We start from the raw sequence: 26,444 nt of genomic DNA, 5'->3' as shown, positions 1-26,444 counted from the left end.
TTTAGATTACACCACGACGCTCTTGATCACGCTCGATTGACTCGAAAAGGGCTTGGAAGTTACCTTCACCAAAACCGCCGTCATCTACACGTTGGATCATCTCGATGAAGATAGGACCAAATAGGTTCTTCGAGAAAATTTGCAGTAGATAACAGTTTTCGCTTTGGCTATCTACAAGGATTTGATGCTTACGGATCTTCTCTTTATCTTCTTTAACCCAAGGCACACGGTCAAAAATGGTGTCGTAGTACTCTGGGATGATATCTAGTGTCGCAATCGTTGATTGGTCAAGCTTATCAAGTGAACTTACTAGGTCATTCGTTAGGAATGCTAAATGCTGTACACCCGGACCATTGTACTCATTTAAGTACTCATCGATTTGGTTGTTGTTGTTATCTTTACCTTCATTGATTGGAATCGAGAAAGTACCGCACGGAGATTTAAGTGCGTAAGATAATAACGCTGTTTTTTGACCTTTAATGTCAAAGTAACGAACTTCAGTAAAACCAAATACGTCTTTATAGAAGTTAGCCCATGTTTCCATCGTGCCTTTATAAACGTTATTGGTTAAATGGTCGATACGGATGAAGCCTTTGTCTTCAACAATGTTTTGCTCGTTTAAATCTTCAAAATCTGACTCATAGATAGAACCTTTGTCGCCAAATTGCTCGATGAAATAAATTAAGCTGTCGCCGATACCGTAAATAGCAGGGTATGGTAAGTTTTTGTGAGTTGAGTCTGTCGCAGGTTTTGCACCGCGCTCAACAGCAACCTCGAATGCTTTTTGTGCATTCTCTACACGCCAACCCATAGAACAGATTGCTGGGCCGTGGCTTTTAGCAAATTCAGCAGAGAAACCTTCACGCTCATTGTTTAGTAAGAAATGAATGTCATGCTGGTTATAGTAAACGATGTCTTTACCTTTGAATTTTTTTAGCTTTGAAAAGCCAAAATCAGTAAACACTTTGTCCATGTAATCTGCATCAGGTGTTGCGTATTCAGTGAATTCAATGCCCATTAGGCCTAACGGATTATTTACTTCGCTCATTGTCATTACTCCCGCAATTATAAGCACTGCGCTAAAAAGAATTATTGTTATGTAATGAGCGGATGATTAACCAGAAATTCAATTTGGGGAAGATCACAGCGTTATTTAGCCAAAGTCCCTTTTGTAAATTTAATGAGACAATGGTTTTAATTTCATCATGTGAAGTGAAAATAGTAAAAATAAAGATCAAAAAGAGTAAATAAAGCGCCGTTAATAAATATTTAATGAACTGATATTTATAAGCTTTTTTGTATTTTATTCGTTTTGTTTTCGCCAAATAAAGTTAGAGTGAATGTATCGAATTGTTTACAAAGTTAGTGGTTGTCAATTTCAGTGAATATTTAAATAGGGAAGTCGAAAGTACGAAATGATATCGAGTGTAGTTAACTAGTAAAGATCTAACGGCGGGAAGTACGTAGCCCCACAGCATAAACTGTGGGGCTTAAGGTTACTGTTTGTCAGCAGTAATCTCTAATTCTTCTTCGAGAATTTCTAACTCATCCTGAGAGGTATCAGCATCATGCATCCAATCAACAAGTTTGTCTGCCAACAGCCATAAACAAATACCTGCGATGAAAGCCATAATTGCTACACCACCAAAGGTGTTTAGAGGGCCACTTTCACCTACAAGCTGACCAATTGATGCTGCTGCGTAGTTGCCTAAACCAGAGAATAGGAACCACATACCCATCAATAGTGAGGTAAACTTCAGCGGAGCGAGCTTAGATACCATTGATAATCCAATTGGTGATAGACATAGCTCACCCATTGTGTGGAATACGTATGCCATAACTAACCAGATTACATGCGCTTTTGTATTTGCATCATCACCAATTTGTAAGGCTGCACCTACCATAGACACGAAGCCTAGGCCTAGGAATAACATACCAAGAGCAAATTTACGCGGAGAGTCAGGCTCCTTATCTCCCATGCGGATCCATACACTTGCGAAAATTGGGGCTAAAATAATAATGAAGATTGGGTTAACAGCTTGCAACCAACTTGCTGGCATTTCCCAACCAAAGAAAACAAGGTCAGTTTTATACTTTGCAAATAAATTCATTGAACCTGCAGCTTGCTCAAAGCCAGCCCAGAATACAATAGTGAAAAAGCTCATGATTAATATAACTTTAACGCGATCACGCTCTTCAGAAGTTAAAGGTTTGTTTGCAGCCTGTGCGTCATCACCTTGTTTAGCTGATGGAACTTTACCGATATCGGCAAGATATTTATTAGATAATGCTAACTGTAAAATTACACCAATTAACATACCAACACCTGCGGTTAAGAAGCCGTATTGATAGTCAAACTTTTCACCAATTGAGCCTACAACGAAATAACCTAAAATCGAACCAAGGTTAATACCCATATAGAAAATTGTGAATGCACCGTCACGACGCTTATCAGTTTCAGTATAGAGGTCACCAACCATTGTTGAGATGTTTGGCTTAAAGAAACCATTACCAACAATTAGTAATGCTAAACCAAGGTATAAAAACTCTTTTTCTAGACCTTCGATCATACCGTGAGGTGTACCAAGTGCAAATTGGCCTAAAGCCATCACAACACCACCAAATATAATAGCTTTACGTTGGCCAGATACATTATCAGCAAACCAGCCACCGATAACTGGTGTTACGTAAACTAACATTGCATAGAGGCCTAAAATACTCAATGCATTAGAGTTTAATGCTTTTTGGTAAGCTTCATCAGCACCTGCAGATAATGGGTCAATACCAAAGTAGGCCATATCCCAGCCCATAGCAGCTGCAGTTGCGATTGTTGATAAATAAAGCACGAAAATACCGCGCATACCGTAGTAGCTCATACGTTCCCACATTTCTGTAACGAACAGTAAGAAGAGCCCTTTCGGGTGACCCATAAAGTCACCAGCTTTTGGTAGAGAACTCATGAATTATACTTCCTAATTTTAATTGTCGTTGGCCTTATATTATTGCTTTGCTCATTGGTTAATTAATATTGATGAATGAGTGGCCATGTTTTTTTGATGCAGCTAAGATAATGGTTTGTTGCTCAAGTTATGAACTTAAGGGTATAGGACACACCCTTATCCTAGCTACAAGTGCGCTACAGTATACATAGACCTCTTGGTCAGGGGAAGATCTTGCGGTAGGTACACCATTTGTTGCGTTAACTTAACCTTACCAAATACAACCAATTTAAGATTACTTGATACTTGTCAGTAATACTTAGCAATTCATTTTAAGTTTATGTGATGAGTTATTTTTGTTTGGGTAGGTGTAATTCATTGCAATGAAAGCGGATCTTTTGGCATCTGGATAGCTGAGCAAGTACTTTAAATTGTCCAAAATTGTTTACAATAGACTATTCAGCCGCTAGTAGTTAGCGTATTATTCTCATACTATAGGTTCCCGTTTTTTGAGGATGTAATGCGTTTAGATATCCACTGTGCTGACCGAATCGGTATCGCACAAGAGATTCTCAATATCTTAGTAAGTTATCAGGTTGACTTAAAAGGTATTGAAGTAGATTCGGTTAATTGTCGTATGTATGTCAGTTTTCCTCCTATTGAATTTGAGCAATTCCAAAAGATCATGCCTTCTATTCGCTTAATTGACGGCGTGATGGATGTTCGCACAACTGCATTTCTACCTTCTGAGCGAGAGCATAATGAGTTAAATACATTACTGCGAGCATTGCCTGATGGTGTGATATCTATTGATGCTAAAGGCTGGGTGCGATTATGCAATGATGCAGCTTGTCGCGATTTACAGCTATCTGAAAGTGAAGTTATAGGCGCTAATATTAATAACTTGCTGAAAGGCTTTAATTTTACTCGCTGGTTAGAGGGTAAAGAAGTACTTGGTCAAACAACGCGTGTAGAAGTTGCTGGCGAAGATTTTATTGCTGATATTCTTCCTATTTCAGTTCCACAAGGTGCTGAAGGGGATGTGTTAGCAGGCGCCGTTATTAACATTAAATCGCAAAGTCGACTTGGTCAGCAAGTGAGTGCCTTTCGTCGATATGGCCAAGAAAGTTTTGCGACAATCCATAATTTTAGCACTGCAATGCGTCGTGTTGTTCGTGAAGCTCGCAAAATGGCACAGCTTGAAGCGCCAATTTTGATAACTGGTGAAACGGGGACAGGTAAAGAATTACTTGCACGGGCTTGTCATTATGCATCTAACCGTTCAGTAAAACCCTTTATTGCCTTATCGTGTGCATCGTTACCTGATGACGTGGCTGAGTCAGAGTTATTTGGTTATGCGGGCTATGAAGAAAACGCGGCACCAAAACGTGGCGTTTTGGAGCAAGCCGATGGTGGTACGGTGTTTTTAGATGAAGTTGGTGAAATGTCGACTCAATTGCAAACTAAGTTGCTGCGATTTTTACAAGATGGCACATTTCGCAAAGTCGGTGATGAAAACGAAGTAAAAGTGAATGTACGTATTGTTGCTGCAACGCAAAAAGACTTACCGGCCATGGTGCAAGAGGGTACATTTAGAGAAGATCTTTATTACCGGATTAATGTTTTGACCTTAGAAATTGCGCCATTACGTGACAGAAAAGCTGATATTGGCCCGTTAGCAGAACACTTTATTCAAAAGTATGCCCAACAAAATGGTCATTCTGTGCCTGTGATGTCTGAAGATTGTTTACGCTTTTTACAAGATTATCCGTGGCCGGGTAACGTACGCCAATTAGAAAATGCGATTTACCGTGCGGTGTCGTTGTTAGATGATAACGAACTGCGTATTGAGCATCTGCAGTTACCAACCTTTACTCATGATTTAGGTTATCTTGAGTCTGACTTTGAAGGAACTTTAGATCAAGCGGTAAAACGCTTTGAAGCGACCTTACTTCGTAAGCTCTATCCGGCTTATCCTAGCTCTCGACAGCTTGCTAAGCGATTAGGTTTGAGCCACACCGCAGTGGCAAACAAACTTCGAGATTATGGCATTAACCGTAAGACAGTGAAGGTTTAAAAGTAACCCCCCACAATAATCGTTAATTAAGCAAAAAGCTTGAGTGAAAAGCCAAGCTTTTTGCTACTGTTTGGTACCCATATCCTTGGTGACACCATCAATGGCAATATTTTTGATACCGTCATTGTCAAATTTGATAACAATACTTATGTTATTGCGAGCAAAAAAGTAATCTCGGTTATCTAGGCTTATAACATAATCGCCTTTGACTGAGTCGCTAAATTTGCGCTTTTCAAGTTTTAAGGAGTGATCTGCTATTTGCCAATTGAAGCCTTCAATAAAGCCATTATTAAACTCTTGTACCCAAACTTGTTGTTCGTCTTTACTCAGTGTAATCGCAACGGAGTATGACTCAGGCAAAGACATGTCATAGCTTTTATCACCAATAGTGAATTTTTCGGCAGTTTGTTGCCAAGCAAAACCAAATTTAAAATCTTTTTCCACACCCGTTGGGTATTTTAAAGTACCGTTACCTGGAAAGTTGAAGTCAGCATATGCTGAGCCGGTAAATAAACTTGCAGAAAATAGAGTTACCAAACTGAATAGTTTCATTAGGCTTATCTGTTTTTATAATAATATATGCACAGATTAGAGCAGAATATTCGCCTTAGCAATATGCTGTGATACACTTTGTGAATTATCAACTGGTTAGACCTTTATTGTGAATCTATATTTTCGACTAATATTATTGTTTTTTAAAATCAAACGTAATCGTGACTATCAAGGTTTACTCGACACGATAGATATTGAATTCAGAGCACTGCCGACTGATTGCGATATTAACTTGCACCTGACTAATTCCCGTTATTTAGCAATGATGGATTTGGCGCGCACTTGGATGACAGAAAGAGTAGGGTTGTTTCAACATATTATGAAACGTCGTTGGTTCCCGATCGTTAATGCGACTGCAATTACCTATATTCGCGATATTAAACCAATGCAAAAATACACTGTTAGTACGCGTTTAGTTGGCTGGGATCATAAATACTTTTACATTGAACAAAAGTTTCACTCTGAGCGTGGATTGCATGCGATTGCCTATGTACGAGGGGTATTTAAACGTAAGAAAGGTGTTGTGAGCGTTGAAGAAATGCTTGAAGTTGCTGGGTTTGAAGGTGTAGCTCCTATCTTGCCAACAGAAGTAATGCACTGGAAAGAAATGTTAGAGCAAAAGAAACTCACAAATAAGTGATACCCAAGATAAATAAAAAAATGCCAGCTAAGCTGGCATTTTTATGGTTTTAAACACAGTTTACTCTGCAGCGCAAACTGCTTCACTAACAAATGTTAAGTCATTAACATGCGAAGGACCATCCATTACAAACGTTGCTTCTGCAGTGTTTTGGTCAAGTGAGTAGATTTTAGCATTTTCACCACTTTCGCGGCCTGAAACATAAATTGTACCATCATCTGCAATCGCAATACCTGATGCCCAATTTACACCATGCTCACCAACAAGTGTCAATTCTAAGCTACCTTCATCTAGCGTATAAAGTGCTTTACCTGTTAACACGTAAAGTACGTTAAAGTCATTTGAGTAAGCAATATCACCATCTGAGAAAGTATCACCAGGGTAAGATAGTTTACCAAGAACTGTCTTATCACCTGTTTCTAAATCAAAGTCGTACATATATGTCTTACTTGTTGCACGAAGAGCAAGACCATCAGCGGTGACTGTTGAGCGGTAAATAGGGAATGAAGTCGCATCAACTACTTCCGCTTGTTGGTTAGTTGCTAAATCTAAGCTGTAAATTTTAGATGCTTTGCTGCTCTTATCTAGTTGCTCCATGAAATAAAGCACACCGTCTTTGCTTGCAATATTTGAAGCTGTGTTATTTAGGCCTGCAACAATAGTGACAGAGCTTGAAACTGGGTTGAAATGATAAACATAGCCCTCAGTTTCTGAACCGAAGTTATTAATACCATATAGACCTGTTTCAACTGCACAAGGTTCTGGAATTTCTGTTAGAGAAACATTATCAAGAAATGCGCCTAAAGAGTCTGATTTACCAGCACCAGCAAAGCTCAATACTGAACTAGTATCGTTTGCTTCTACAGTAAAGCTATATTTAGTCCAGCCTTTTGTGCTGCTATTAATGGTCGCTAATTCATTACCATTCCATAAAACTTTGGCAGCATTTGTTGTCGCATTACCTTCAACACGCGCAGAGTAATAAAAAGTAAGTTCGTACTTTTTACCCGCTGAAGTAGCTACGCTCTGTGAAATTGAATAGTTAGCAGTTGAGTCTAGTTCAAGAAGTTGATTACCATCTTGAGCTGGAACAATACCTAATTTATTAGTTTGTAACTCAAATTTAGCATTGTTACTACGGCTCCAGTTATCGATATTACTGAATAACTGCCATTGTCCACCATGGCCAGTTACAGTGTTATTTTCAAATGACCCGTTTTCAACTAGGTTTGTGCTTGCCATTGCCATACCAGATGCGATAGCTAAAGGTAACACTGCTAATTTAGAAACTAAGCTTTTCATGACAGTCTCCGAAGTTGTTAACATAAAATTAATATTTAATAGTATCATTTTACTGCTTTTTGCTGGTGTTTATCAAATAGGGAATAGATCTAAATTTATACTTTTTTAATTTTTTATATTAATTATTTGATTTTTAATAATAATTTAGTTTGTAGGAAAATTCTGATTTTTCGATGGGAAAATAATAAAAAACGCAAAGCAATCCTTTTGGATTACCTTGCGTTTTTATGCTAGGTTAAAAGTTAATTGGGTTTAGATTTGTTAGCAAACCAGCCTGATTTTTGATTGCGGCTTAATTTGCCTAATATTTTTATCGCCTTTTCTAAGGTAATTCTCTGATCAGCTATATCTTTATAAATTTGATTTGCTCTTTTCTTACGTTTAACAGCTGCTCCTGCATCAAGAAATGACTCAACCACTTGATTTAAATATTGAATAGGCAATGCTTGCTGTTTCTCAATGTTATCTTCGGAACTATATGCCTCAAGTTTTTCAAGTAGATTAGTGATTTCTGCTTGGCAGAACTCATTCTGCGCCAAGTGCATTTTTTTCAATGTGCTCAAATGTTTTTTTAATGTGGCCACTTCTAACCTATTAAAGGAAACAATCATGTTGAGGTTTGTTAGTGCTGTTCTGAACTCCTTAGCTGTACATTGTTGGTCAAATAGATGTTCAAGAGTATGGTTTATTCGCTGCCACTGCTGCCAAGCGTAAACATAGTTCAAGCCAGCGCCTTTAATGTTTTGCATACCAACAATAACTTGATGGTTATTTACTAACCCTAATTGGGCAATTGACCGCGTTAGTTCATCAGCAGATAAACTACTGTTTTCATGTAACACAACGTTAGATTTTATTGTATTTACAATAACCTCTTTTAGCTTTTCGCTATTGTTAACGATATCTTGCTTAAGCAATTCTAATGTTTGACGTTGTTGATAAACAAATAGATTTTGTAAAATAGCCGATGCTTCGGCCTCATTTGAGTTCCCGGTAGCATCTTTCAAAAGAGCGTTAATATTAGATTTCTTAAGCGAGTCGCCGTTTAATTTTATGAGCTTATTAGCAAGAGTTAGATCGTATGCGTCGCTCAAACGAGCAATTAATTGTTCTTCAGTTAAAAAGTTGAACTGAGATAAAAGTTTATTAAATTCTTCTAGATCATTATTAGCAATAATTTTATCTAATCGCTCAATGAGTGCGTTAATAAAGTAGCTATAAAACCCATCAACGTTTGTACCAATTACAACTATTTTATCGAAACGCAAATCGTGACTTAAAATATCTGCAAACACTTTTGAGCGAGCCACACGGTCATTTCGGTTATTGATTAAAGCAATAACCTGTTTTTTGGGGTTGTCATTTAAATCATAGATCCCTAACCGTTGCCAATTCTCTAACGTTGCTAAACGTTCATTTGCTGACATGCTATTAATAAATGATTGTTCTACTTTACCCACTTTAGCTTTTTCAAAATGTTGTAAAACACCAATATCGGGAATGATTCTGGCCGATGTTTCTTTGTAAACATAGTCTTTACTTAAGCCAATATGCTGTGCCATTTTACAAACTAGCGCAATATTAGCTGGATGTTCTTGGTATGGGTATAAAGAACGTATATCGTCTGTAATTTGCAAGCCATCGGCCCAATGCACCTGGATCAAACTTGAGTTCTTCTGCTTGGCATTGACGTCTAAAATAGGAGCCATATTTTGTTCGCTGGTAAATACTAAGCTATTCTCGCCAATAAAGTGACTGGTTTCGTTTGCAACATCGATACCTGTCGGACCGAGTATATCTTCATGGTCTGGGTAGGCATTTGTTATGGTTGAGAAATTGTCTTTCATCCAGTTGCGAAGAATACGCACATAACGTGGTGTGAGCCCCATACATTCCCACAAAAATACGTCTGCTTTTACATTCTTAGCAAAGTGCAAAACATCTCCTTGCTCCCAAATACTGGCTTTATCGAATGGACGAAATAAGGGGATTTCAAACTGCTCACCACTTGCCCTTGCATAAATCATCGTAGCTTCACAGCCCGTTGTTTTACTTACTACTTTTAGACTTAAGCTGCTAAAAAGGGCCGCTTTAAGGCGTTCTGTTCCGGATTTCCCACGTGTTCCCCAGCCGCCAATCGATACAGGAATAAGTGCTCTGTCAGATTGAATCTGACGGCTGATTTTTATATGTCTCGCCCAAAAGTAAGCGATAAAGCTAATGACAAAAAATATTAGCTGACCAATGCTGTTTTGGTAAATTGAATACGCATACTCTTTAAAGCTTGACCCAATGTTAAAAATAAAGGGTGTAATTGCGAGCTTTTTAAAAAGGTTAGCAATACCTGATTCGACAGGGAACGCTACATCAAACAACATTCCATATGGTTGGAAGTCTAGCGTAAAGCCCTTACTGCGAATGTTTTCTAGGTAGTGTTGTTGTTCTACTTCAGTACCATTTCGTAACTCATTCAATTTTTCGTAGTTCAATGAAATCCAACAGTATGCATATAAACGCTTAAATAAACTTGTTGGTGGTGAAACTATCAAAATGCCATCAGGTGTATAGGATTTAGCTGACGCTTTTAAATTATCTTGAGACAAGGTACTTAATAAGAAATCAAGTAATGGCAAGTGTGGTCGTGAGCTAAATTGATACTCATCAAAACGAGGCTCACCGGGTACTTCTGTCTGGCTTATCTCTGCAACAGTACAACTTGGTACATGCATAAATGCACTAGGCTTTCTGGCCTGTAAATGGTTATAGCTTTGTCTTTTTCCGGTACTAGGGTTCTTAAATTCATGCCATAAGCGCCAGATTCTAAAGCCACGCTTATAACCCAATTGCACCTGCCATGACTTTTTCTTCAGGATAACATTGAACGCTTCATAATGCTGAGCTTGTTTACTTAGTAGTCGGCCAAGCAAATCTTCATCTACTTCTTTACAGTCAATGGATGTGTCTGAACTTAAGCTCACCTCTAATTGTGCAACTTGTTGCTGATGCATAAAACTGACTAACTGCTCTCGAACACGGCTAATAATACGTTTTACTGCAAGGTTAGTTTTTTCTTCAAGTTGTCGGTTTAATACATTTATAAACGCTTTAAATATATCTTGAGTGTAGTCATGATTATCATTATCAACTTGAAGGTTAAACATGATCCTCGGAGTGAGTTCAAGTAATAGACGTTGTTCTGCAAAGTTATCAGTTTCCTCAAGGAGTTGTTGCCATAACTTAAAGCCTAATTGCTGTTCACTAAAGCGCGGGTCTGATAACTGTTTAATTAATGTTAGTCTTACAGCTGGGCTGTTTTCAAGTTGCATCCGCTCATTGAGTAAATCGGTTACACATGACCAAGGCAAAACGGAACATTGCTCTATAACACTTTGACGAACACGAGGGTAAGCATGTTTAGCAAGTAAAAAAATCAGTTTACGGTTTGCCTCATTTAAGGAAAACTGTTTGCTGATGATTTTGGCAAATGAAGTAATTAAAAATAACTGCTGGCGATCTACTTTGCCGTTTTTATCAACGTCCAGATCAATATGAGAGCGCATAAAGTAGCGAGTAAAAGTGGGTCTAAGATTAATTAGTATTTCTAAAATATCGACTTTTGCTGCGTGTGGTGTTGTTGGCTTCTCTAATGACTGTAGTAAGCTTTCAACTAAATCTGCATTAAACTCAGGATCTTCGACATATTCATTAAGCAAATTTACCTGATTAGCTAACGCTCTAAATAATGAGTTTCGTGTTGCTTCATTGTCTGTTTTTTCTAGTAGGTTTAAAAAGAAGCCTTCTAAATCGAGCCTTAACCATGACTGAGCCATGTCATTTTGGTGATTACGTAAATAACGGTTTGTTAAATCACCGAGCTTTCCTATCAAAAACTTTAATGATTGCTCAAGTTCAGAGGTTTTATCTTGGTAACGATTAATCATTGCCCCTTCATCAAACCAGCGCTGAAAAGCATCTTGATCCTTTTGCAGTTGCAACTCACTTGCCCCTAATGTTTTTGCATAATCAAGGATATGAAATTGCCTCTCGGCTTTTAATTCCGCATGACTCAAACGCTCAACAAAGCGACGATGATCGCCATCAAGTTTGGTTAATTGGTTTTGCAGCTTATCAATTTTGTGAGTTAAAAAAGCAATAGCTTGGAGTAACAACCAATCATCTTCGTCATTATCATCTGGCTGGTTCTTTATAAGCTCCCACTCACTTAATTCGTTAACGAGTTGCTTATACTTTTGGCGATAAAGGTCTAACCAAAAATTGGCTATATCGGCAAATAGTAGAGACTCAAGGCGCTCTTTTAAAACTTTACTGCTCATAGTCACTCAGCTCTAACAAATGGTTAAGTTGAAGTGTTGGAAAAATAATTTCATCGTGTGCATAGGGAGCAAAGCCCGTATGCAAGTTATTGCCAGATGAAAACTCAACACTAATATTGTGGTTATTCCAAACCCAATCTTGTTGCCAGCTTACTTTAAGCCAGCCTTGTGAGAAGCCCCCTAAGTCAATCTGCTTTTGCCATGCAAAGCGAGAGATATATTGCCATGTGGCAGTAGCACGATGTTCATCAGCGAAGCGGTAATAACTATCTAGCCCCACCTGGAAAATATGGCCTTCATAATATTGATTCCAACTAGAGTTAAAACGTAAATAATCCAAGCTGCTCCAATCATCATTAGAACCGGAAGAAACACCAAAGTTAAGGTAGTTATCGACCCAGGGTTGATATCTATATTGGTAGAGCCCTAACCAACCAGATGAATGATTTTCTCTGTAAAAATTAAAAATACCTGAGTTAAGCTTATCATCAGCGAGGTAGTCAGCTAAATCAGCGCTGCTGTAGCGAACATAAGGAGTTATTTGCCATTGATGGCGATGCACTGAGTCTTGTCGCCATATTTGGCCAATACTAATGCTGGCATCAATCGCGTATTGACTATCAAATTGCTCTCGGCTCATTTGCCAGCGACTATTAATTTGGCTATCAATATACCAAGGCGTTGTTTCATCCTCCCAAGAGTAATATCCATTTAAATTAATAATATCAGTTTGCGTATCATTGAATGAGTAATATCCCTCTAACTGATACCATTGATTATCATCATTTATCCGAATTCTAGCGCCAATATCAGTTTCTTTGCGGGTGGGAATATCTTCAGCGCTTTGAAAAATTTGCTGTTGATCATAACGAGCAAAAACTTGCCAGTTGAGTTCATCTGCGTGTAGTTCTGTTTGCTCCTTAACGATTTCTACTTTTTCAGGCGCTTGATAGGTGATCAACTCTGGCAGGGCAGCTTTAGTCTGCGAGTAAGCAGAAATTTTATTGTTATGTTCGCTTAACTGCCAACTGTATAGGCGGACATATTCCAACTTTTCAGCTTTAACTTCGATTTTTCCTGCAGGATGAAAAAAGCGACGTTCTGTTCGTCTTTGTTCGTCGATTTCTTCCAACTTGATCAGCCTGTCGGCCGATAAAGTTGCTATTAGCGGTGTGTCCGGTATTACCGTGTAGAATAATAACTTGGTTGGTAGCTCTAAGTGCTGCCATTTTCCGGCTAGATATTGTTCTGCTTCTATTGTTAAGTATTGCGATAGGTAAGGGTTGAGCCATCTAATACTGATTATGTTGTTATCGAGCTCTTGCTTAGTAAAAGTAAATGGCACACTTTGTTGTTGTGAAACTGACCAGATTTTCAGTTCATTAGCTAGGCGAAGTGAAACATTTGCGACATTGTCTCGTGCTAACTCTGCAGTAGAGAAGTGAAATTTAAAACGGATTTGTTGTCCAGCAGTTTGAGCTAGATCAATATGCAAAGTATGGAATGGTCGTAACTGTAACCCTTGCTCTGACGCAGACTGGGTGTTAAGCAAGGTAAAACGATCAGCAAAGCTACTTTGTGCAGGAGCTTGCATTTTAAATAGTCGAGTTCCAGCATAATCTAGCATGCTTTCAATAGGTTGCCACTGACCAAAACTTTCAATTCTATTCTGAATGAAGGTCGATCTAGCTGTTGCTGGTAAGGTCTCTAGACGTTGCAGTAGCTGAGTGTATTGATTGTCGTTTAAACGCCTTTTGCTTAATTGGTATAAGCCATTAATTAATAAGTCATACTGTGATGCGGTAGGTGAATAAACTAATGACATAAAGTCTATTGCAGTCAGGTTATTGGCAGCATCAGACTGGTAGTCAAATTGAGAAACTAAATCATTAGGGAGCAGGCTTACATCAAGATATGTCAGATGATCAGCGCTCAAAGTCAGAGTTTCTCCGACTTGCAAGTTTATAATTAAGGTTGCCGATATAGATGCTAGTTGCTGATTATCTATAAACTGAATATTTGCTGGAATATCACTAAAAATTGGCATCAATTTATGCTGATATTGGCTATCGGCTTTTAGCCAAGCCGTTTGATATTCACCATTTTGTTTCGCAGCTACCCGAGCTTTGATCGCTAAATGAATAGGGTGCGTAGCAGTAAATTTCCACGGTTTCTTATCACTTAGCACGGTATTTTGTATTTTGCCTTGTCCATCAATAAGTCCAGCTTGCTCAGCTGTTACTAAGTGGTATAAAGGGTCATTTTGTTTAGTATTTGAAACCAAACTTTGAAAATTTAGTGCTGCGAAACTTGGTTCTGCGATGTTTTGCTGATCAGACTGATGAGCTAGCCACGTCGCTAAACGATTTTTCTGCTGTTTAACAGCAAGCCTGATCAAGATTTTTCTACAATTGGAAATTGACGATAAATTACCAGCGCACAAGGCAAATAGCTTGTAGTCTTGATGCTGCTCTTGGTAAATTTTAATCAACTCTAAACTTGCAAAATGCTGCAATTGAGCCTGTTTTGCACTTTTGTATAAACCTTCTAGATAGCTATTTGCTAAATGGAATTGTTTTTGCTGCCTCAAAATATCAATTCTTGCTTGCCATGCTTTTTCCGCAACTTGATGGTTACTATGCTGGCTTAGCTTTTTCAAAAAGCGAAGGGCATCCAATGGCGCAGATTCTGCTAAATCATTAGCAGTCATTAGCAACTGTTCCCAATCTGTTATGTTTAATTGCTGCTGTGCGGGTGTATAAGGTTCAATTGAAGCTAAATAGTCCGCATGCTGCTTGTGCAAGTAGTTTTTAATAATCAGCTCTGTGGTAGGGCTCTTTGCACTTAACTTGTTCGGCTGCTGGTAGAGTACTTCATCCATGGGGATATCAGCTAGAGTTCTTGCGTATAGTGCAAAATCAATATGTTCCGTTGTGTTTTTAAGTGCTTGTATAGAAAGTGATTTTTCTTTTAAAGGCACAGAGAGTGTTAATGTTTGAAAGTGTTCTGTCGCTTTAAGGTTAACTAGCCAGCTTTGCTCACCTGCGGTGAATTTTAATTGTGTGTCATTGTTACTTTTTGCAATTAGGGTAAGCCATGGCGTAGCTCGTTCTTTTACCGTTAAATCAAACACTTGTGCAGATTGAGACAGAGCTGTTAAAAGTCTAGTCTGATGATTGATACGAGGGTAAAAATGGTGATCGACTAAACGCAGCTCAGCAAGCTCAGTGATGGTTTCACTTTTACTTTCTACAGGCAATTGGTTTCGATAGCTGCCAACAAGTTGTGAATCGATGCTCATCATCGAAAGCAAGTTATAGTATCGCTTTACGTTAAGCGGGTCATTTTCAGAAAAAACAGTGTTACTTAACGGCCCCAACGAGTGCTCTTGGTAAATTGATTTTAAATGATCATTGGCAGTATTTAGCCAATATGGCATTAGTTGCTTTTCTTGTTCTTTTGCGGCTGCACCATCATCATAAATTGCGCGGTGGCTTTGCTCTATTTTAACCAGTGAATTTGTTGCGCTTTTAATGGTTAGGTATTGGCCTGCGTCGATAGCCAAATAATCTGAGTTAACTAAACCAACATTCTTATCTGAATATTCAACAGCGAGACTATTAATCGTATTCACTTTTGCTGTTAAAACGTTATCAACATAGGCGTACACAACACCGTTTCGATCAGGAAGTTGCATATTCTGCCTAACAGATAGCTTTAATTTTTTTGCTGCAGGAAAAAACAGCGTAACTTCTTCATCTTTATGCAGTTGATAATAACGCTCATTGCCTTGCTGTGTGGTCAATAAAACAGATGGTTTTGCTAGTTTGAGTGCACGTCGAAAACTATCTCTTTTTGCTTGATAGTGACCGACAAGAGCCCTAAAGCTAGCGCTTTCGTCAAGGTGATTCTGAATGGCAATTATACGATTATGGCCTGTTGCCGGAAGCTGGCATCGTTTCGAATTACAAAGTAGATCCCGATGAACTTGTAAACGCTGCTGAATGTATTGTGTGTTTCCGGCGCTGATAATAAATTGATTTAATAAATCGGGATTTATCTCAAGCCAATGGCCTTCTGGTAGCCATAAATACTGATGCTGCTTGGCATCAAATTGCAACTCTTGAGTAGACGTTAAAGGGGCCAGTTTTGGCGTGGTTTGTAACCAAATAGGGGGCTCAAGAACCGCATGCTCAGGCTTAGCAGCATACACCATGTTGATGCTGAATAATGTAAAAGTGACTAAGGCTATTATGATATAAGGCATTGGCTAAACTGCTTTAAAAGTTGGCTATTAGTTATTAAACGCTCACGCATTTGACGGCTTAACTCGATATGAAAAAACTGGCTATTAACAGGCGCCATGTCGGTAAGTATATTTTTTGTCCCTCCGAGCTCAAAAACATCACGACCAAATAGCATAACATTAGAGCCTACTTGATTATTTAAACATTCAGATATTTTTACAGTTGCTTTTGACGGTGTTTTAGAGCCATTGCTAACAATGATATCTGCATTACGCCCTTGTAAAGTTTTTCGCTTTTCCTTTGCAAACCCATGTACCTGATAAATAGAAAAAGATTCTACAGTCTTAGCATAGGCAAGAATAAATGCATTCGCACTACTAACTTTGTATTTGCCAAAATCGAGTTTATTATTACTTTGATCAAGGGTATTTCTATGTTTTGAATTTGTGAGTAACACCTGACATTCAGCAAACACTGCCTTGGCTATTTTTAGCGTGTGTTTATCAAAATAGCGATGAGGTGCATAAGCAATACAGTTATTACCAGTCTTCTTATAATGAATCTCGCCACCGGAGGTAATTGTTTTTTTTGCTTTAAAAACACCATCCTTGTAATTGAAGTGTGTTAGTTCAGTGTTCGGTTTTAATAGCCAAGCATGAAAATCTTCTGTTAAATCATGCAAGCTAGTTTCCTCGGCACTGCATGCCGCCATAAAAGTGCAAAAAACCAGTAACATAGCATTAATTTTCATTATTCCACCACCTCACTTTTTGCTCTTGAGCAGGGTATTCATCGAGAATAGATAGCCAGATTGTTTCTGATGACTCGATTGTTATTGAGTGTAAAGTATCTATATCACTTGATACTAAGTGCGTGACACTTGGATAGCTATTCAGTCGGCTATTCTTTGGGTGAATCAAAAAAGCATTAATTAGTTCAGATGGATAAAGCTGATATTTTTGCTTTTTAATACTGTATTCGCTTGTGAGTCCTGACTTGTATTTTGCTCTTTGTTTGACACTAAGTTCAACGGGAGCCTTATTATTTGATTTAGCAACTTTGAAAACAAGACTAATAGGGCGCTGATACTTATCAAATCTGAGTGTTAGAGGAGTCTTTTTATTTAATTGGTACAGGCGTTGTTTAACCCAAGGCCGATTACCATACCAATTTTGATACATTGAGCGAGAACTGTCTTGGATTTGCTGTAGTTGTGAAACAGATAAATCCGCCATATTAGCTTCTTTAGCACTATTACCCTTTAAACGATAAATTAGGCTGTTATCTTCAGAGTTAATATACGGCGTATAATTATTCTTATTATAAATACCGTAGTTAAAAACCTGAGCGGGTTGTTTAGGTAGATAGTACTTATTGGGGCTTAGTGTCAGTGCTACATTTGAAATTGGTAGCTGATCAAATAGTTCCCTAGATTGATAGTATGTGACTTGTGGATCTAACTCTGCTGGTGGCGTGAAAGTCCGAATATTCGAAAAGTGCCCCATCAATGTAAGTTCATAATGATTATTGGCGCGCTGTTCATACCACGCAGCGATATCATGAAAGTTTGTAGTTGATTCTGTCACCAAGCCGTGAGTTAAGGTTCTTTGGTAGTTAAAATCAGCAAAGCGGGATTTCAGACGAACATAGACATCTTTATCTGCCTTGACTTCGACTCGCCTTGCATTCTTTGGCGAGCGCAAATAGTAAGTTACTAACATACCAACATCTTGACGTTGTGTGTTTTCGGCAATCAAACGATCAAACTCTGAAGCTTGTCCTTTCAATGTCACAGAATAGCTCTCGATTTGCTCGTTACTTTCATCAAACAAGGTGACATTTAGTTGGCTTGTCTCAAGAGCTCGAACTTCAATATTTAAATGACTTTGCGATTCAATATCAAAACTGACAGAGGATTGGCTGTTAGCCAAGTAACTGCCTGAGTAACTAGTTAAGATTGCATTACCAGATAATGTTCGCCATTGCGTTAATAAATTATCTTCGCTGCAGATTGTGACTAAGCCCGGATTAAGTGGTTCAGTTTGATAACTATTAGCTTCGTCTATTGCACTAAAGTTTACAGGTAAAGGAGGGGAAAACTGTAGTTTGTCATACCAAATTAACGAAGGAAGCAGCCCTTGTTTGTCTGTTTTGAATATCAGGCTATCGGTTTCCTCTAAGCGAATACTCGCGCAAAGACCCGGTTTCGTGAAATAAGAGCCTAGATCATGTTGCTGTTCACTAAAGTCATATGTGACTACATTGTAGGGTAAACTTTCATACAATATGTCTGATTTAAAATCTATGTCAGGAATTCCCTGTGGTGCAATCTTTTGCCACCAAAAGGCCATCGCATTTTGAATTTCGCCATCTGTCAGGGTATTTTCACCCATTGTCAGGTAATCGGTTGCGCGTCTGCGCCTTTCTAAAGGGCGCTTAAGCCAACTATTGAGTGGATCAATACTTTGTTCTGGAGTTTTAGCATGCACCCTTACAACTACACCTTGCAAGTTGGCTTGTTCAGGGATAAGCGTTAGATCGAGACTCGCAGCGTTAGGGTAGTCTCTAATTGGCAAATAGAAAGATTGACCAGATGCGACGTTCAATGATTGTTTGTTTTCGATTATTTGTTTTACCTGTAGCTCTTGCGAATTCGTAACTAATTTAGACGCGTGATGATACACTTTGTCTAAAATGACATCTCCCTCTTGATCATATAGCACGTATTTAATTGCATAATTAACCGGTTGATCAAGTACGACTGACTGATCAAACACGGCATTTGATAAAATGCGTAGTGAGTGAGTACGTTGATTTGAAAACGTAAACTGTAGTGGCTTTTGACTACTAAGCCACTGTACATTTGAACGTGTTTCTTGACTAGTACGCGCATCAATGGGTTCAGCTGACTCAATCCATACCATTATGTTTCGTGAGAAATAAAAAAGTGCCACTAAAGCAATTGTGATTGCTAAAATAGCAAGTAGGCGTTTAATTAAGTACATATGCGCCTCCAGCCATAATGCTATTAAATAAGCTCAGATCAATAAGCTGGTTATTGGTTGGATTGTAGATTGCCACAATATCGTTATTGTACTTAATCATAAGCGCGTACTTGTCTGCATTTTCAAGCTTAATGGTGTGTAAAGAGCAGTCTTTAATTTGCTCGCAGAAACCGCTTAATGATGTTAAACGCTGATGAGCTATATAGTTTTTAACGAGAGTTTGAATTCGTTGCTTTTCTTTAGTCGAGATTGCTTGCCAGTTTAGTGGCGACAAGGTAGCCAGATTTATAGTTTTTACCTTTGTATTGGTAGATATTGCCAATAATCGTTGCAATACGCTGTTTTGGTCGATTGAAAATTGTTCTTTAAAGTCTGATGCCAGCCATAATGTTGCCAGCTCACTATTGCTATTAAATTGTTGGTATCCTGATTGAGGTGAGCTGCCTATTTCAAGACCTCGCGTTGATTTTTGTCCTGATACTACTTGATATTCAACCCCTAAGTTATTCAGTTTTCCGTCGATTTGTTTCATTAGTGGCGAGGCCACATCGCTGATGCGCGTAGCTGAGAATGCAATTGCATTTGGGCGTACCCATGACGGCGCGCTATGGCTGCGGATTTGAATGTGTAAACTAGGCTGATTAGCTGTAAAGCGCAAATAGCTTTGATGAATAACATTAAATAAAGAGTCAATATTATCAGCCCCAAGTACATTAGCTTTAGGGTGCGCATAAGGGTGAGCCCCCGCAATTAATAAATTGGCAGTGTTTGCCTCGGAGAATAATTCAGCTGCAAAACTCAGCGTATTACTTTCAAATAAAGGCCTTGGTACACTGAGTGTGATAGCTTCATGAGCAGTCAATTTAAAAGCGTAAAGGCCTTGCCCTTGTGAGCGTGCTTCATTATTTTTAAGTGGGCTTAACAATAGATATCGACCACTGCTATTGTTGATTAGTTGCAATTGATAGTTAAGTAGTTCGGTTGTGCCATTGATTTGCTTTAACTGATTAAGCTTGTCTTCTGTCAGTGGGGCATTACCTATCTGTGTAATTAATTTATAGAGTGGCTTTAAAACTTCATACTCCCACAGCGCTATTTGGCTTTCTGATAGAGGTTGATACTCAAAACTACCTTTTTTACTAATTTGATAAGCAAACTCGTCAACAATAGTATTTATTTCTTCATTGATAACGCTAATTTGGGGGGTATTGTACTTATAGTTATCGCGATAAATGTTAGCCAAAATATTAGTATAGTTAGCACTATCTAAAAATAGTTCAAGCATAGAGCCCGAGTAATTCGCTGTTGGCAAACTGCTTTGTGTTGCTGCACCAAAATAAGTTGCCTCACTGCCTACAAATTGGTGAATGTCTCTTTGGCTAATTGAAGCTGGTAGTTGGTTATATATCCAATATTGGCTGTCGAATTTATTAGAAGGCTTTTCAACTAGTGCTGCCGTGAAGCGATTAGCTTCTCGAATTTGTAAGATTTCGTCACTTTGTAGTGCGTCAATGAAAGCTTGATAATAAAAGCTTTGTTGATCTTCCGTTGCAATCGTCTTTTGTGGCGTTTTAGCAGTGCCAAATAACATTGCTTTATTATTCATATGTTGAAAAATCAAGCTTGCAGAGTCACTCGCTAGACTTTCTGTAATTGGATAGGGAATAGTTATCAACAAAGGAGACTTTGGCGTTTTATTAAAAATAAATAGCCCTCTTTGCTGACTTTCGTAGGTATCTACCAAGTAAACATATTGCTCATCACTTTCAAGCGAAAAACCCAGCTCGCTAAATAAATAACCAAACTTTGCTATGGATTGCTTGTTCTCAAGTGCTTGATTTAACTGGTAAACAGCATACTTGAAATCATTAATTGCTTGATTAGCTTTATAACTACTGACTGTTACTTTATCTGTCCGAGTTGTGTATAAGTAGCTCTTATATTGGCTTACTTGTTGATTTAAGGTGATGACATGTGGATTGTCGATATCTGAATGTACATCCTGATTAGACAGCAAAGAGGGCACTAACATCACTAAGAAACCTACAGTAATAGCGAAAATACCGCCAATTACCGAAGTTTGAAATGTTGCTCTGATTACTAATCCAAGCGCATTCTTTTGATATATTTTTAGTGCCAGTAGAGTTGCAAGCATGTAGCCAAATGCAAATGTGTCTGTCACTTTGAGCGTAGGAAAATACCAAACAACGACATAATTCAGTATTAACTTATAGACAAAGCCTATAGTGAAGAAGAACATTAATAGTCTGGCACCCTCAATGTTCGCATGTCTTAGCCGAGTAAAATGCACCAATGAGCTACCAATTATTAAAATAACGGCCGTTTCTATAAAAGAAGTTAAAAGCTTTGAAGGCTGAGTTAATTGCAGTGCAAGTAATGCCGGTAGCATTATTCCATTGAACTCCCAGCCGTACTTTATATTTGCTCTAGAAGCAATAAATGCAGTGATGACTAGTATGATATATGCTTTTGGTGCCGCGATGATTGAAGCGGCAACGGCTTCGTACATAATGCCCAAATTAGCAATACTAAAATTAGTAAAAGGCATTAAGACAAAACGAACTAGCAAGAAAGTGATAAGTAATTGAATGAAAGTTACTTTAAGCCCGTACTTAAACCCTCCGTTCCACATCACGTTCGCTGTTAGTGCGATAATAATAAGGCCTAAAGAATAAAGCTGAGATGCATAATCAAAAGTAATATCCCATTGGCTTAACTGAGCGGCAATTAAAGGCCAAAACAATGTGTCCATGCAGACACGCACAAGAATACTAAGCAAGATTATGGCGAAAAAGCGATCCCGCCCAAACATTTCTCCATAGCCAAACTTTTCCATCATATAATGAGCACTAAAGCGCATTAATGCATAAACAACGATTGCCTCGATAATAATAACCGCAGCTGAGGTTGGGCTAATAATCAGTAAAGGGACTAGGTAGCCTGGTACAACAAGCCCCGTCAGAGGGAAACCAAAACGCAAATTTAACAAGCAGACGACCGCAGTACCTACCCATACGGTAGTAATAACAGACTGGCCTAAGCCTGTGCCTGCAGGAAAAAGCGCGAGTACAAAGTCCATTAACTTTGGTCCTCTTTAGTGGCTTCTTGCTCGTCTATGACAGCATGGTTATCAATAAATTCAAATAAGATACCTGATACTTGAAATGGTTCGCCTGAGGCAGTTTGCGAACTGTCGGTGTTCAGTGCTTTAATACTTAGCGTATAGTTTCGGTTATTAAGTTTGGCAGGTAAACTTATCTCAGCTTTGTTTAACGTCACATAACGAAGTTTGCCCTTGGCAACCTCAGTATCCAGTTTGCAACAGCGGCATAATAGATCTAATGCAGTCATCTCAAAGACAGCAATTTGATGTTGTTTTGCAAATTGCTCTAATGCGGCATTCGTCTGAATAACTTGGCCAAATAAGTTAAACAAAATATTAGCAGAACGAGTGTGGCTGAATACCATTTCTAAAGTTGTCATTTTTTGCTCCATTTCATCAATAGAGCGCTTAACTCGCTGGCTCGTAGGCTCATGCAGTCTCAAGTTAAGTAGTTGGTTAATTAGAGTTTTATTTTTTCTCTCAGTGGCTTTAAAAATATGGTAATGGAATAGCAATTCAGCGACTTGAGCAGCAAATCTATTAACATTCTTTTCAAAGGCTTGTTGATTGAACTGCGTATTTGGGATCACTGAAAGTGCCCAGAAACCGCGTACATCACCGGCATAAACAAGCGGTACCATAAATTCAATTTCATTCGCACTAACATGCTTAAAAAAAGGTCGAGTTATTTGCACTATCCCCAATGACTTTAACGCATTACTGTAGGGCGTTCGTTGATAATCTCTGCGCATTTCTTGTATGTCATCTAAATTACAATTCATTGCACGAATTTCTACAACTCGGTGATCATCTTCTTTGCGAGCAAGGAAAATTGATTTCTCTAAGTCTAATTGTTGACTAATTAACTGAATAATAGGGTCCCAAGGCGAAGCTTGATCTATAAAGCTTTGTGGTATGAAGCGTCCCATCATCTTTTGTTGGATATTATTTACCACAACATTAAGCTCTGCATCCTCTGTTACTTTGCGGACAACTAGGATCCAGAGAAGGGTGATAAAGGTAAGTATAATGTACTGGCCTATTGGGATATAAATCTGCATTGATTCAACGAAAAAATAACCAATTGTGCACCAGACAAAAATACTCATGAAGGCAATGAAAAATGAGTAAAAGAGTGATAGTTTCTGAAAACTAAAAAGCAGAACCACCACTAAAATTAATTCAATAACAATAGAGTAGGTTGGTTTTAGCAGTGTTACTACAGTGTTCTTATCAATACTGTCAGCCATGTAAGCCGTGAGTAATAGTGGGTCATGTAAGCCGTTAAGTTTTGGCGCGTGTATTTGCACGTTAAATGAGGAAGCTTTTTGACCCACAATGATGACTTTATTTTCTAATTGTTCACTCATAACATCAAAGTTAAGCACTCTTTGAGCACTAAATTTTGGTAAAGCGGCCACGGCGAGCTTAAAGTCAATCAAGGCTATTTGATTATTTTCATAATCAAATATTTCTTGCCAAATACTTATGCAATTCAAACCCTCTTGAGAAGGAATTTGAATCTGATAGGTTGCCCAAGCAATTACATGAGGGACACAATAGCTTTTGTTTGAGTACGGATAGAATACATTTTCTATCGGTAAGGGCTGCAAAGGTTCATCGGCTAAGACAATAATCGCTTTTGGTTTATAATCATGAAGTTTACTTACCAGCTGCTGGTGATTATTGCTCAAATTATCACTGTTGACTAATACGATATTAGTTTGCTGTGTTTGACCTAATGGCTCAAGTGCTTGGTATAAAAAAGCATTACTTGCCTGAAATAGGTTCAGTAAATTGCTGAACATTACAATCGCAAATAAGCTAACTGTTAACCAAAACGCACGTTGGTGCCTCAATCGTAACAATTGTTGAAATACAGCCACTGCTCCTCCTTAGTCAAGTAAAGTGAAAGTGAGCTTTATACTCGTATCATTACTTGCAGAGACTTTTAAAAAGTCAAATCCATGCATTTTACTGGTTTGCCATTGCTTATTTTCAAGACTGATTGGGTTTTGCCAAGTGATCATCGCGATATTGTCTAAGCGCGTTATTGCTTCGCCATTACTTGGCGCATATTGTCTAAATTGAAGCTTAATACCACGAGGCGGTAAGTTTTTTGGGCCAAGGGTAAAGTCGTCAGAAGGTAAGCTGAAATCATGGCTAAATACTTGCCACGAGTTATCACCTCCGTTGCTGATAACTACTTCATTTTCCGAAAAAGTAAGATCATCAATTTCGGTTGTATAAGTTAACAAGCTTTCTAGCTTGCCACCATTCTCAGATTGTAAGTAGCCATATAATGAGAAATCTTTACTCAATAATGGCGCTCCATTTTCGTCAATCAATTCCATCACTCGCATAGTGTGTCTAAAAGGAATGATTGAAGGGGTATTGTCAAACTCATCGCGGCTAGAGCAAAGAGCTTGAATCCCAGCGTAGGGTTTATCGGTGCAAGGAAAAACGCTATCACTAGTATGATCCCAGCGACTTACCTCAAAAGCTTCTGAGTCGTTATCCCAGTCTTCGAAATCGCCGAATACCATGATGTCTCGGCCTAAAATACTATTGCTAAGCTCACCACTAGTCACTTCAATATTAGACAAGTATGCAGCGGATGATGGTGCATATTGACGTAAGTCAATTATGTCACTGCTACTATCGAGTGTAACGGTCACTTGTGAAGTACGCTTTGTTGCTTGGTCTTTAGAGAAATATACTTCAGCATAATTGTCACGCGGTATTAACGTTACCGAGTCATCTGAGAACTCTGCTAGACGGCGCACTAAATAGTTACTTAAAAAGCCAGTGGTAAAACGAGGCTTGTAGTCTTCAATGTAAATAGGGTAAGCAAAGGCACGATTTACTGTTTGTGTGTCTGCGTTTAGGTCAATCATCACGGCAACACCTAATAGAGTGTCTAATCTAGGTTGATCAAACACAAAGTTACCTAAGCCGAGTACTGCAGGAATATCATTATAAATAGCAAAACCCTGAGCAACGTGAGGGTGATGAGCTATTAATAAATCAGTATTTTGCGAAGAAAGAGCTTGGAACCGACCGTCTATATAACTTGTTGGCGAGTAACTATATTCATCACCGCCATGCATTTGTGCAATTATAAAATTATTAGTATCAAGCGCTTGTAGAGTATCATTTACTGCATTTGCATTGGTAAGATCTGCCGCTCCTCCTTTACTCTGCTCTGCAACATAATTAAATTCATGCTCATCTCCAGTGATAGAGGTTGCAGCAAAGAGTGTTAAGTTAATGTCCCCAAGACTAGCATTCACAGGTGCAAGAGCGTCAGTGTCATTTATTCCAGCACCACTGTGTAAGAACCCCGCATTTGCTACTTCTATAAGTGTGTCTTCAAGACCTGATTGTAAATAGTCATACACATGGTTATTACCGAGCCCCAAATAGTCAACGCCTATGACTGAAAGTCCTTGGAGTGAATCAGGTAAAGAAAAAAAGCTAAACTCTTTTGTTGGATGAACGGTACTAGGATTGCTTGTTACTGGTGATTCAAAGTTAACGGAAGCAAAGTCTGCATTTAAAAATAGCTCAGCAACATCGGCAGTAATTGCAACACTATCTGCCCCAGCTGTTTCAGGGCGAATAAGTGCATTTTTAACATCGGGGATATTTGTTCCCATAGTCGATAAGCTTGGATCTAAATAACGGCGTCCAAACATAGTATCTCCAGCAAAAATCAGGCTTTTACTGTTTTGAGCTTTTGTTTCTAATTGTACTTGAGAAGTTGCATAATTTGGTTGGTTAACGATAACCCCTGCTTTTGCAAAGTAACCGTTTTGTTGCACCATTAAGGCATGGTTACCATAAGGCAAATCGCTAATGTTAACTTTGCCATCGGCATCTGATGTGTAGCTTTGTCCTGCGACTTTTATGACAACATTGCTTAAATTGGCTTTACTCTCATCCACCACTGATAGGGATAAATCAGCCTTACCAGCAAGTAAAGTTTCTCTAGCACTGATGGAATCTTGCTTTTGCTCTTGCGGCTTATCTTCATCAGGGTCTTTCACTTTACATGCTGTTAAGGTTAAACATGAAATTATAAGTAAATAGTTGATAATCTTTTTCAAAAGGCAAGCCTCGTTATCATTTTTTTTACATTGTATAGGTCAATATTATTATTGCTATATTGTATCTTTGTTGGTTATCGGGAACAATAACCGCTGGCTCTGAAAATTCAGATAT

At 38.5% G+C, this 26,444-nt stretch carries 13 protein-coding genes; 2 read left to right on the top strand and 11 right to left on the bottom strand.

The window, feature by feature from the left end:
* Position 1: 1 nt before the first annotated feature.
* Both hppD and AOG27_RS04460 read right to left on the bottom strand, forming a co-directional pair.
* Positions 2–1,048 carry a 4-hydroxyphenylpyruvate dioxygenase gene (gene hppD, locus AOG27_RS04465; protein ID WP_054551780.1) on the bottom strand — a complete coding sequence of 349 codons (1,047 nt, stop codon included), beginning with the start codon at positions 1,046–1,048 and terminating at the stop codon, positions 2–4.
* Positions 1,049–1,496: 448 nt separating this feature from the next.
* Positions 1,497–2,960, bottom strand: coding sequence for a peptide MFS transporter (locus AOG27_RS04460; protein ID WP_054551779.1), 1,464 nt, complete (start codon positions 2,958–2,960; stop codon positions 1,497–1,499).
* 499 nt (positions 2,961–3,459) lie between these two features.
* Here AOG27_RS04460 and tyrR point away from each other — a divergent pair, with 499 nt between their 5' ends.
* Positions 3,460–5,016 (top strand): transcriptional regulator TyrR, encoded by a 1,557-nt coding sequence (gene tyrR, locus AOG27_RS04455; protein WP_054551778.1) that lies wholly within the window; start codon positions 3,460–3,462, stop codon positions 5,014–5,016.
* 63 nt (positions 5,017–5,079) lie between these two features.
* Here tyrR and AOG27_RS04450 read toward each other — a convergent pair whose 3' ends face one another.
* A complete protein-coding gene (locus AOG27_RS04450) occupies positions 5,080–5,568 on the bottom strand; it encodes a hypothetical protein (protein ID WP_054551777.1) in 489 nt (162 codons plus the stop codon).
* 109 nt (positions 5,569–5,677) lie between these two features.
* Here AOG27_RS04450 and AOG27_RS04445 point away from each other — a divergent pair, with 109 nt between their 5' ends.
* Positions 5,678–6,208 (top strand): thioesterase family protein, encoded by a 531-nt coding sequence (locus AOG27_RS04445; RefSeq protein WP_054551776.1) that lies wholly within the window; start codon positions 5,678–5,680, stop codon positions 6,206–6,208.
* Between the two features lie 60 nt (positions 6,209–6,268).
* Here the strand turns inward: AOG27_RS04445 and AOG27_RS04440 are convergent, their stop codons facing one another.
* From AOG27_RS04440 to AOG27_RS04405, 8 genes are all read right to left on the bottom strand, one after another.
* Positions 6,269–7,510, bottom strand: a complete 1,242-nt coding sequence (locus AOG27_RS04440; RefSeq protein ID WP_054551960.1) for a DUF642 domain-containing protein — start codon at positions 7,508–7,510, stop codon at positions 6,269–6,271.
* Positions 7,511–7,752: 242 nt separating this feature from the next.
* On the bottom strand, positions 7,753–11,844 hold the full coding sequence (locus tag AOG27_RS04435; RefSeq protein WP_054551775.1) for a hypothetical protein: 4,092 nt from the start codon (positions 11,842–11,844) through the stop codon (positions 7,753–7,755).
* A complete protein-coding gene (locus tag AOG27_RS04430; protein WP_054551774.1) occupies positions 11,834–16,111 on the bottom strand; it encodes a hypothetical protein in 4,278 nt (1,425 codons plus the stop codon). The genes AOG27_RS04435 and AOG27_RS04430 overlap by 11 nt, the downstream gene beginning before the upstream one ends.
* Positions 16,096–16,842 carry a hypothetical protein gene (locus AOG27_RS04425; protein ID WP_054551773.1) on the bottom strand — a complete coding sequence of 249 codons (747 nt, stop codon included), beginning with the start codon at positions 16,840–16,842 and terminating at the stop codon, positions 16,096–16,098. The genes AOG27_RS04430 and AOG27_RS04425 overlap by 16 nt, the downstream gene beginning before the upstream one ends.
* Positions 16,832–19,096: a hypothetical protein gene (locus tag AOG27_RS04420; RefSeq protein ID WP_054551772.1), complete on the bottom strand. Its 2,265-nt coding sequence runs from the start codon at positions 19,094–19,096 to the stop codon at positions 16,832–16,834. Before AOG27_RS04420 ends, AOG27_RS04425 begins: the two co-directional genes overlap by 11 nt.
* On the bottom strand, positions 19,083–22,196 hold the full coding sequence (locus tag AOG27_RS04415) for a poly-gamma-glutamate biosynthesis protein PgsC/CapC (protein ID WP_054551771.1): 3,114 nt from the start codon (positions 22,194–22,196) through the stop codon (positions 19,083–19,085). The genes AOG27_RS04420 and AOG27_RS04415 overlap by 14 nt, the downstream gene beginning before the upstream one ends.
* Positions 22,196–24,106, bottom strand: a complete 1,911-nt coding sequence (locus tag AOG27_RS04410) for a hypothetical protein (RefSeq protein ID WP_054551770.1) — start codon at positions 24,104–24,106, stop codon at positions 22,196–22,198. Before AOG27_RS04410 ends, AOG27_RS04415 begins: the two co-directional genes overlap by 1 nt.
* 9 nt (positions 24,107–24,115) lie before the next feature.
* The gene (locus AOG27_RS04405) at positions 24,116–26,329 is read right to left on the bottom strand and encodes a CapA family protein (protein ID WP_152967108.1); all 2,214 of its coding nucleotides are present in this window, start codon (positions 26,327–26,329) and stop codon (positions 24,116–24,118) included.
* Positions 26,330–26,444 lie beyond the last annotated feature (115 nt).

This window comes from Pseudoalteromonas lipolytica (genome assembly GCF_001306915.1).
In the GTDB taxonomy this organism is placed as follows: domain Bacteria; phylum Pseudomonadota; class Gammaproteobacteria; order Enterobacterales; family Alteromonadaceae; genus Pseudoalteromonas; species Pseudoalteromonas simplex.
The sequence above is the reverse complement of the archived record's forward strand: the minus strand, read 5'-3'. Positions and strand labels throughout refer to the sequence as shown.

Bases quoted from the DNA above. Each gene is read 5' to 3' on its own strand.
- AOG27_RS04420 (WP_054551772.1), bottom strand. From the start codon at position 19,096: ATGTACTTAATTAAACGCCTACTTGCTATTTTAGCAATCACAATTGCT.
- AOG27_RS04415 (WP_054551771.1), bottom strand. From the start codon at position 22,196: ATGGACTTTGTACTCGCGCTTTTTCCTGCAGGCACAGGCTTAGGCCAG.
- AOG27_RS04460 (WP_054551779.1), bottom strand. From the start codon at position 2,960: ATGAGTTCTCTACCAAAAGCTGGTGACTTTATGGGTCACCCGAAAGGG.
- hppD (WP_054551780.1), bottom strand. From the start codon at position 1,048: ATGAGCGAAGTAAATAATCCGTTAGGCCTAATGGGCATTGAATTCACT.
- AOG27_RS04440 (WP_054551960.1), bottom strand. From the start codon at position 7,510: ATGAAAAGCTTAGTTTCTAAATTAGCAGTGTTACCTTTAGCTATCGCA.
- AOG27_RS04450 (WP_054551777.1), bottom strand. From the start codon at position 5,568: ATGAAACTATTCAGTTTGGTAACTCTATTTTCTGCAAGTTTATTTACC.
- AOG27_RS04425 (WP_054551773.1), bottom strand. From the start codon at position 16,842: ATGAAAATTAATGCTATGTTACTGGTTTTTTGCACTTTTATGGCGGCA.
- tyrR (WP_054551778.1), top strand. From the start codon at position 3,460: ATGCGTTTAGATATCCACTGTGCTGACCGAATCGGTATCGCACAAGAG.
- AOG27_RS04430 (WP_054551774.1), bottom strand. From the start codon at position 16,111: ATGCCTTATATCATAATAGCCTTAGTCACTTTTACATTATTCAGCATC.
- AOG27_RS04435 (WP_054551775.1), bottom strand. From the start codon at position 11,844: ATGAGCAGTAAAGTTTTAAAAGAGCGCCTTGAGTCTCTACTATTTGCC.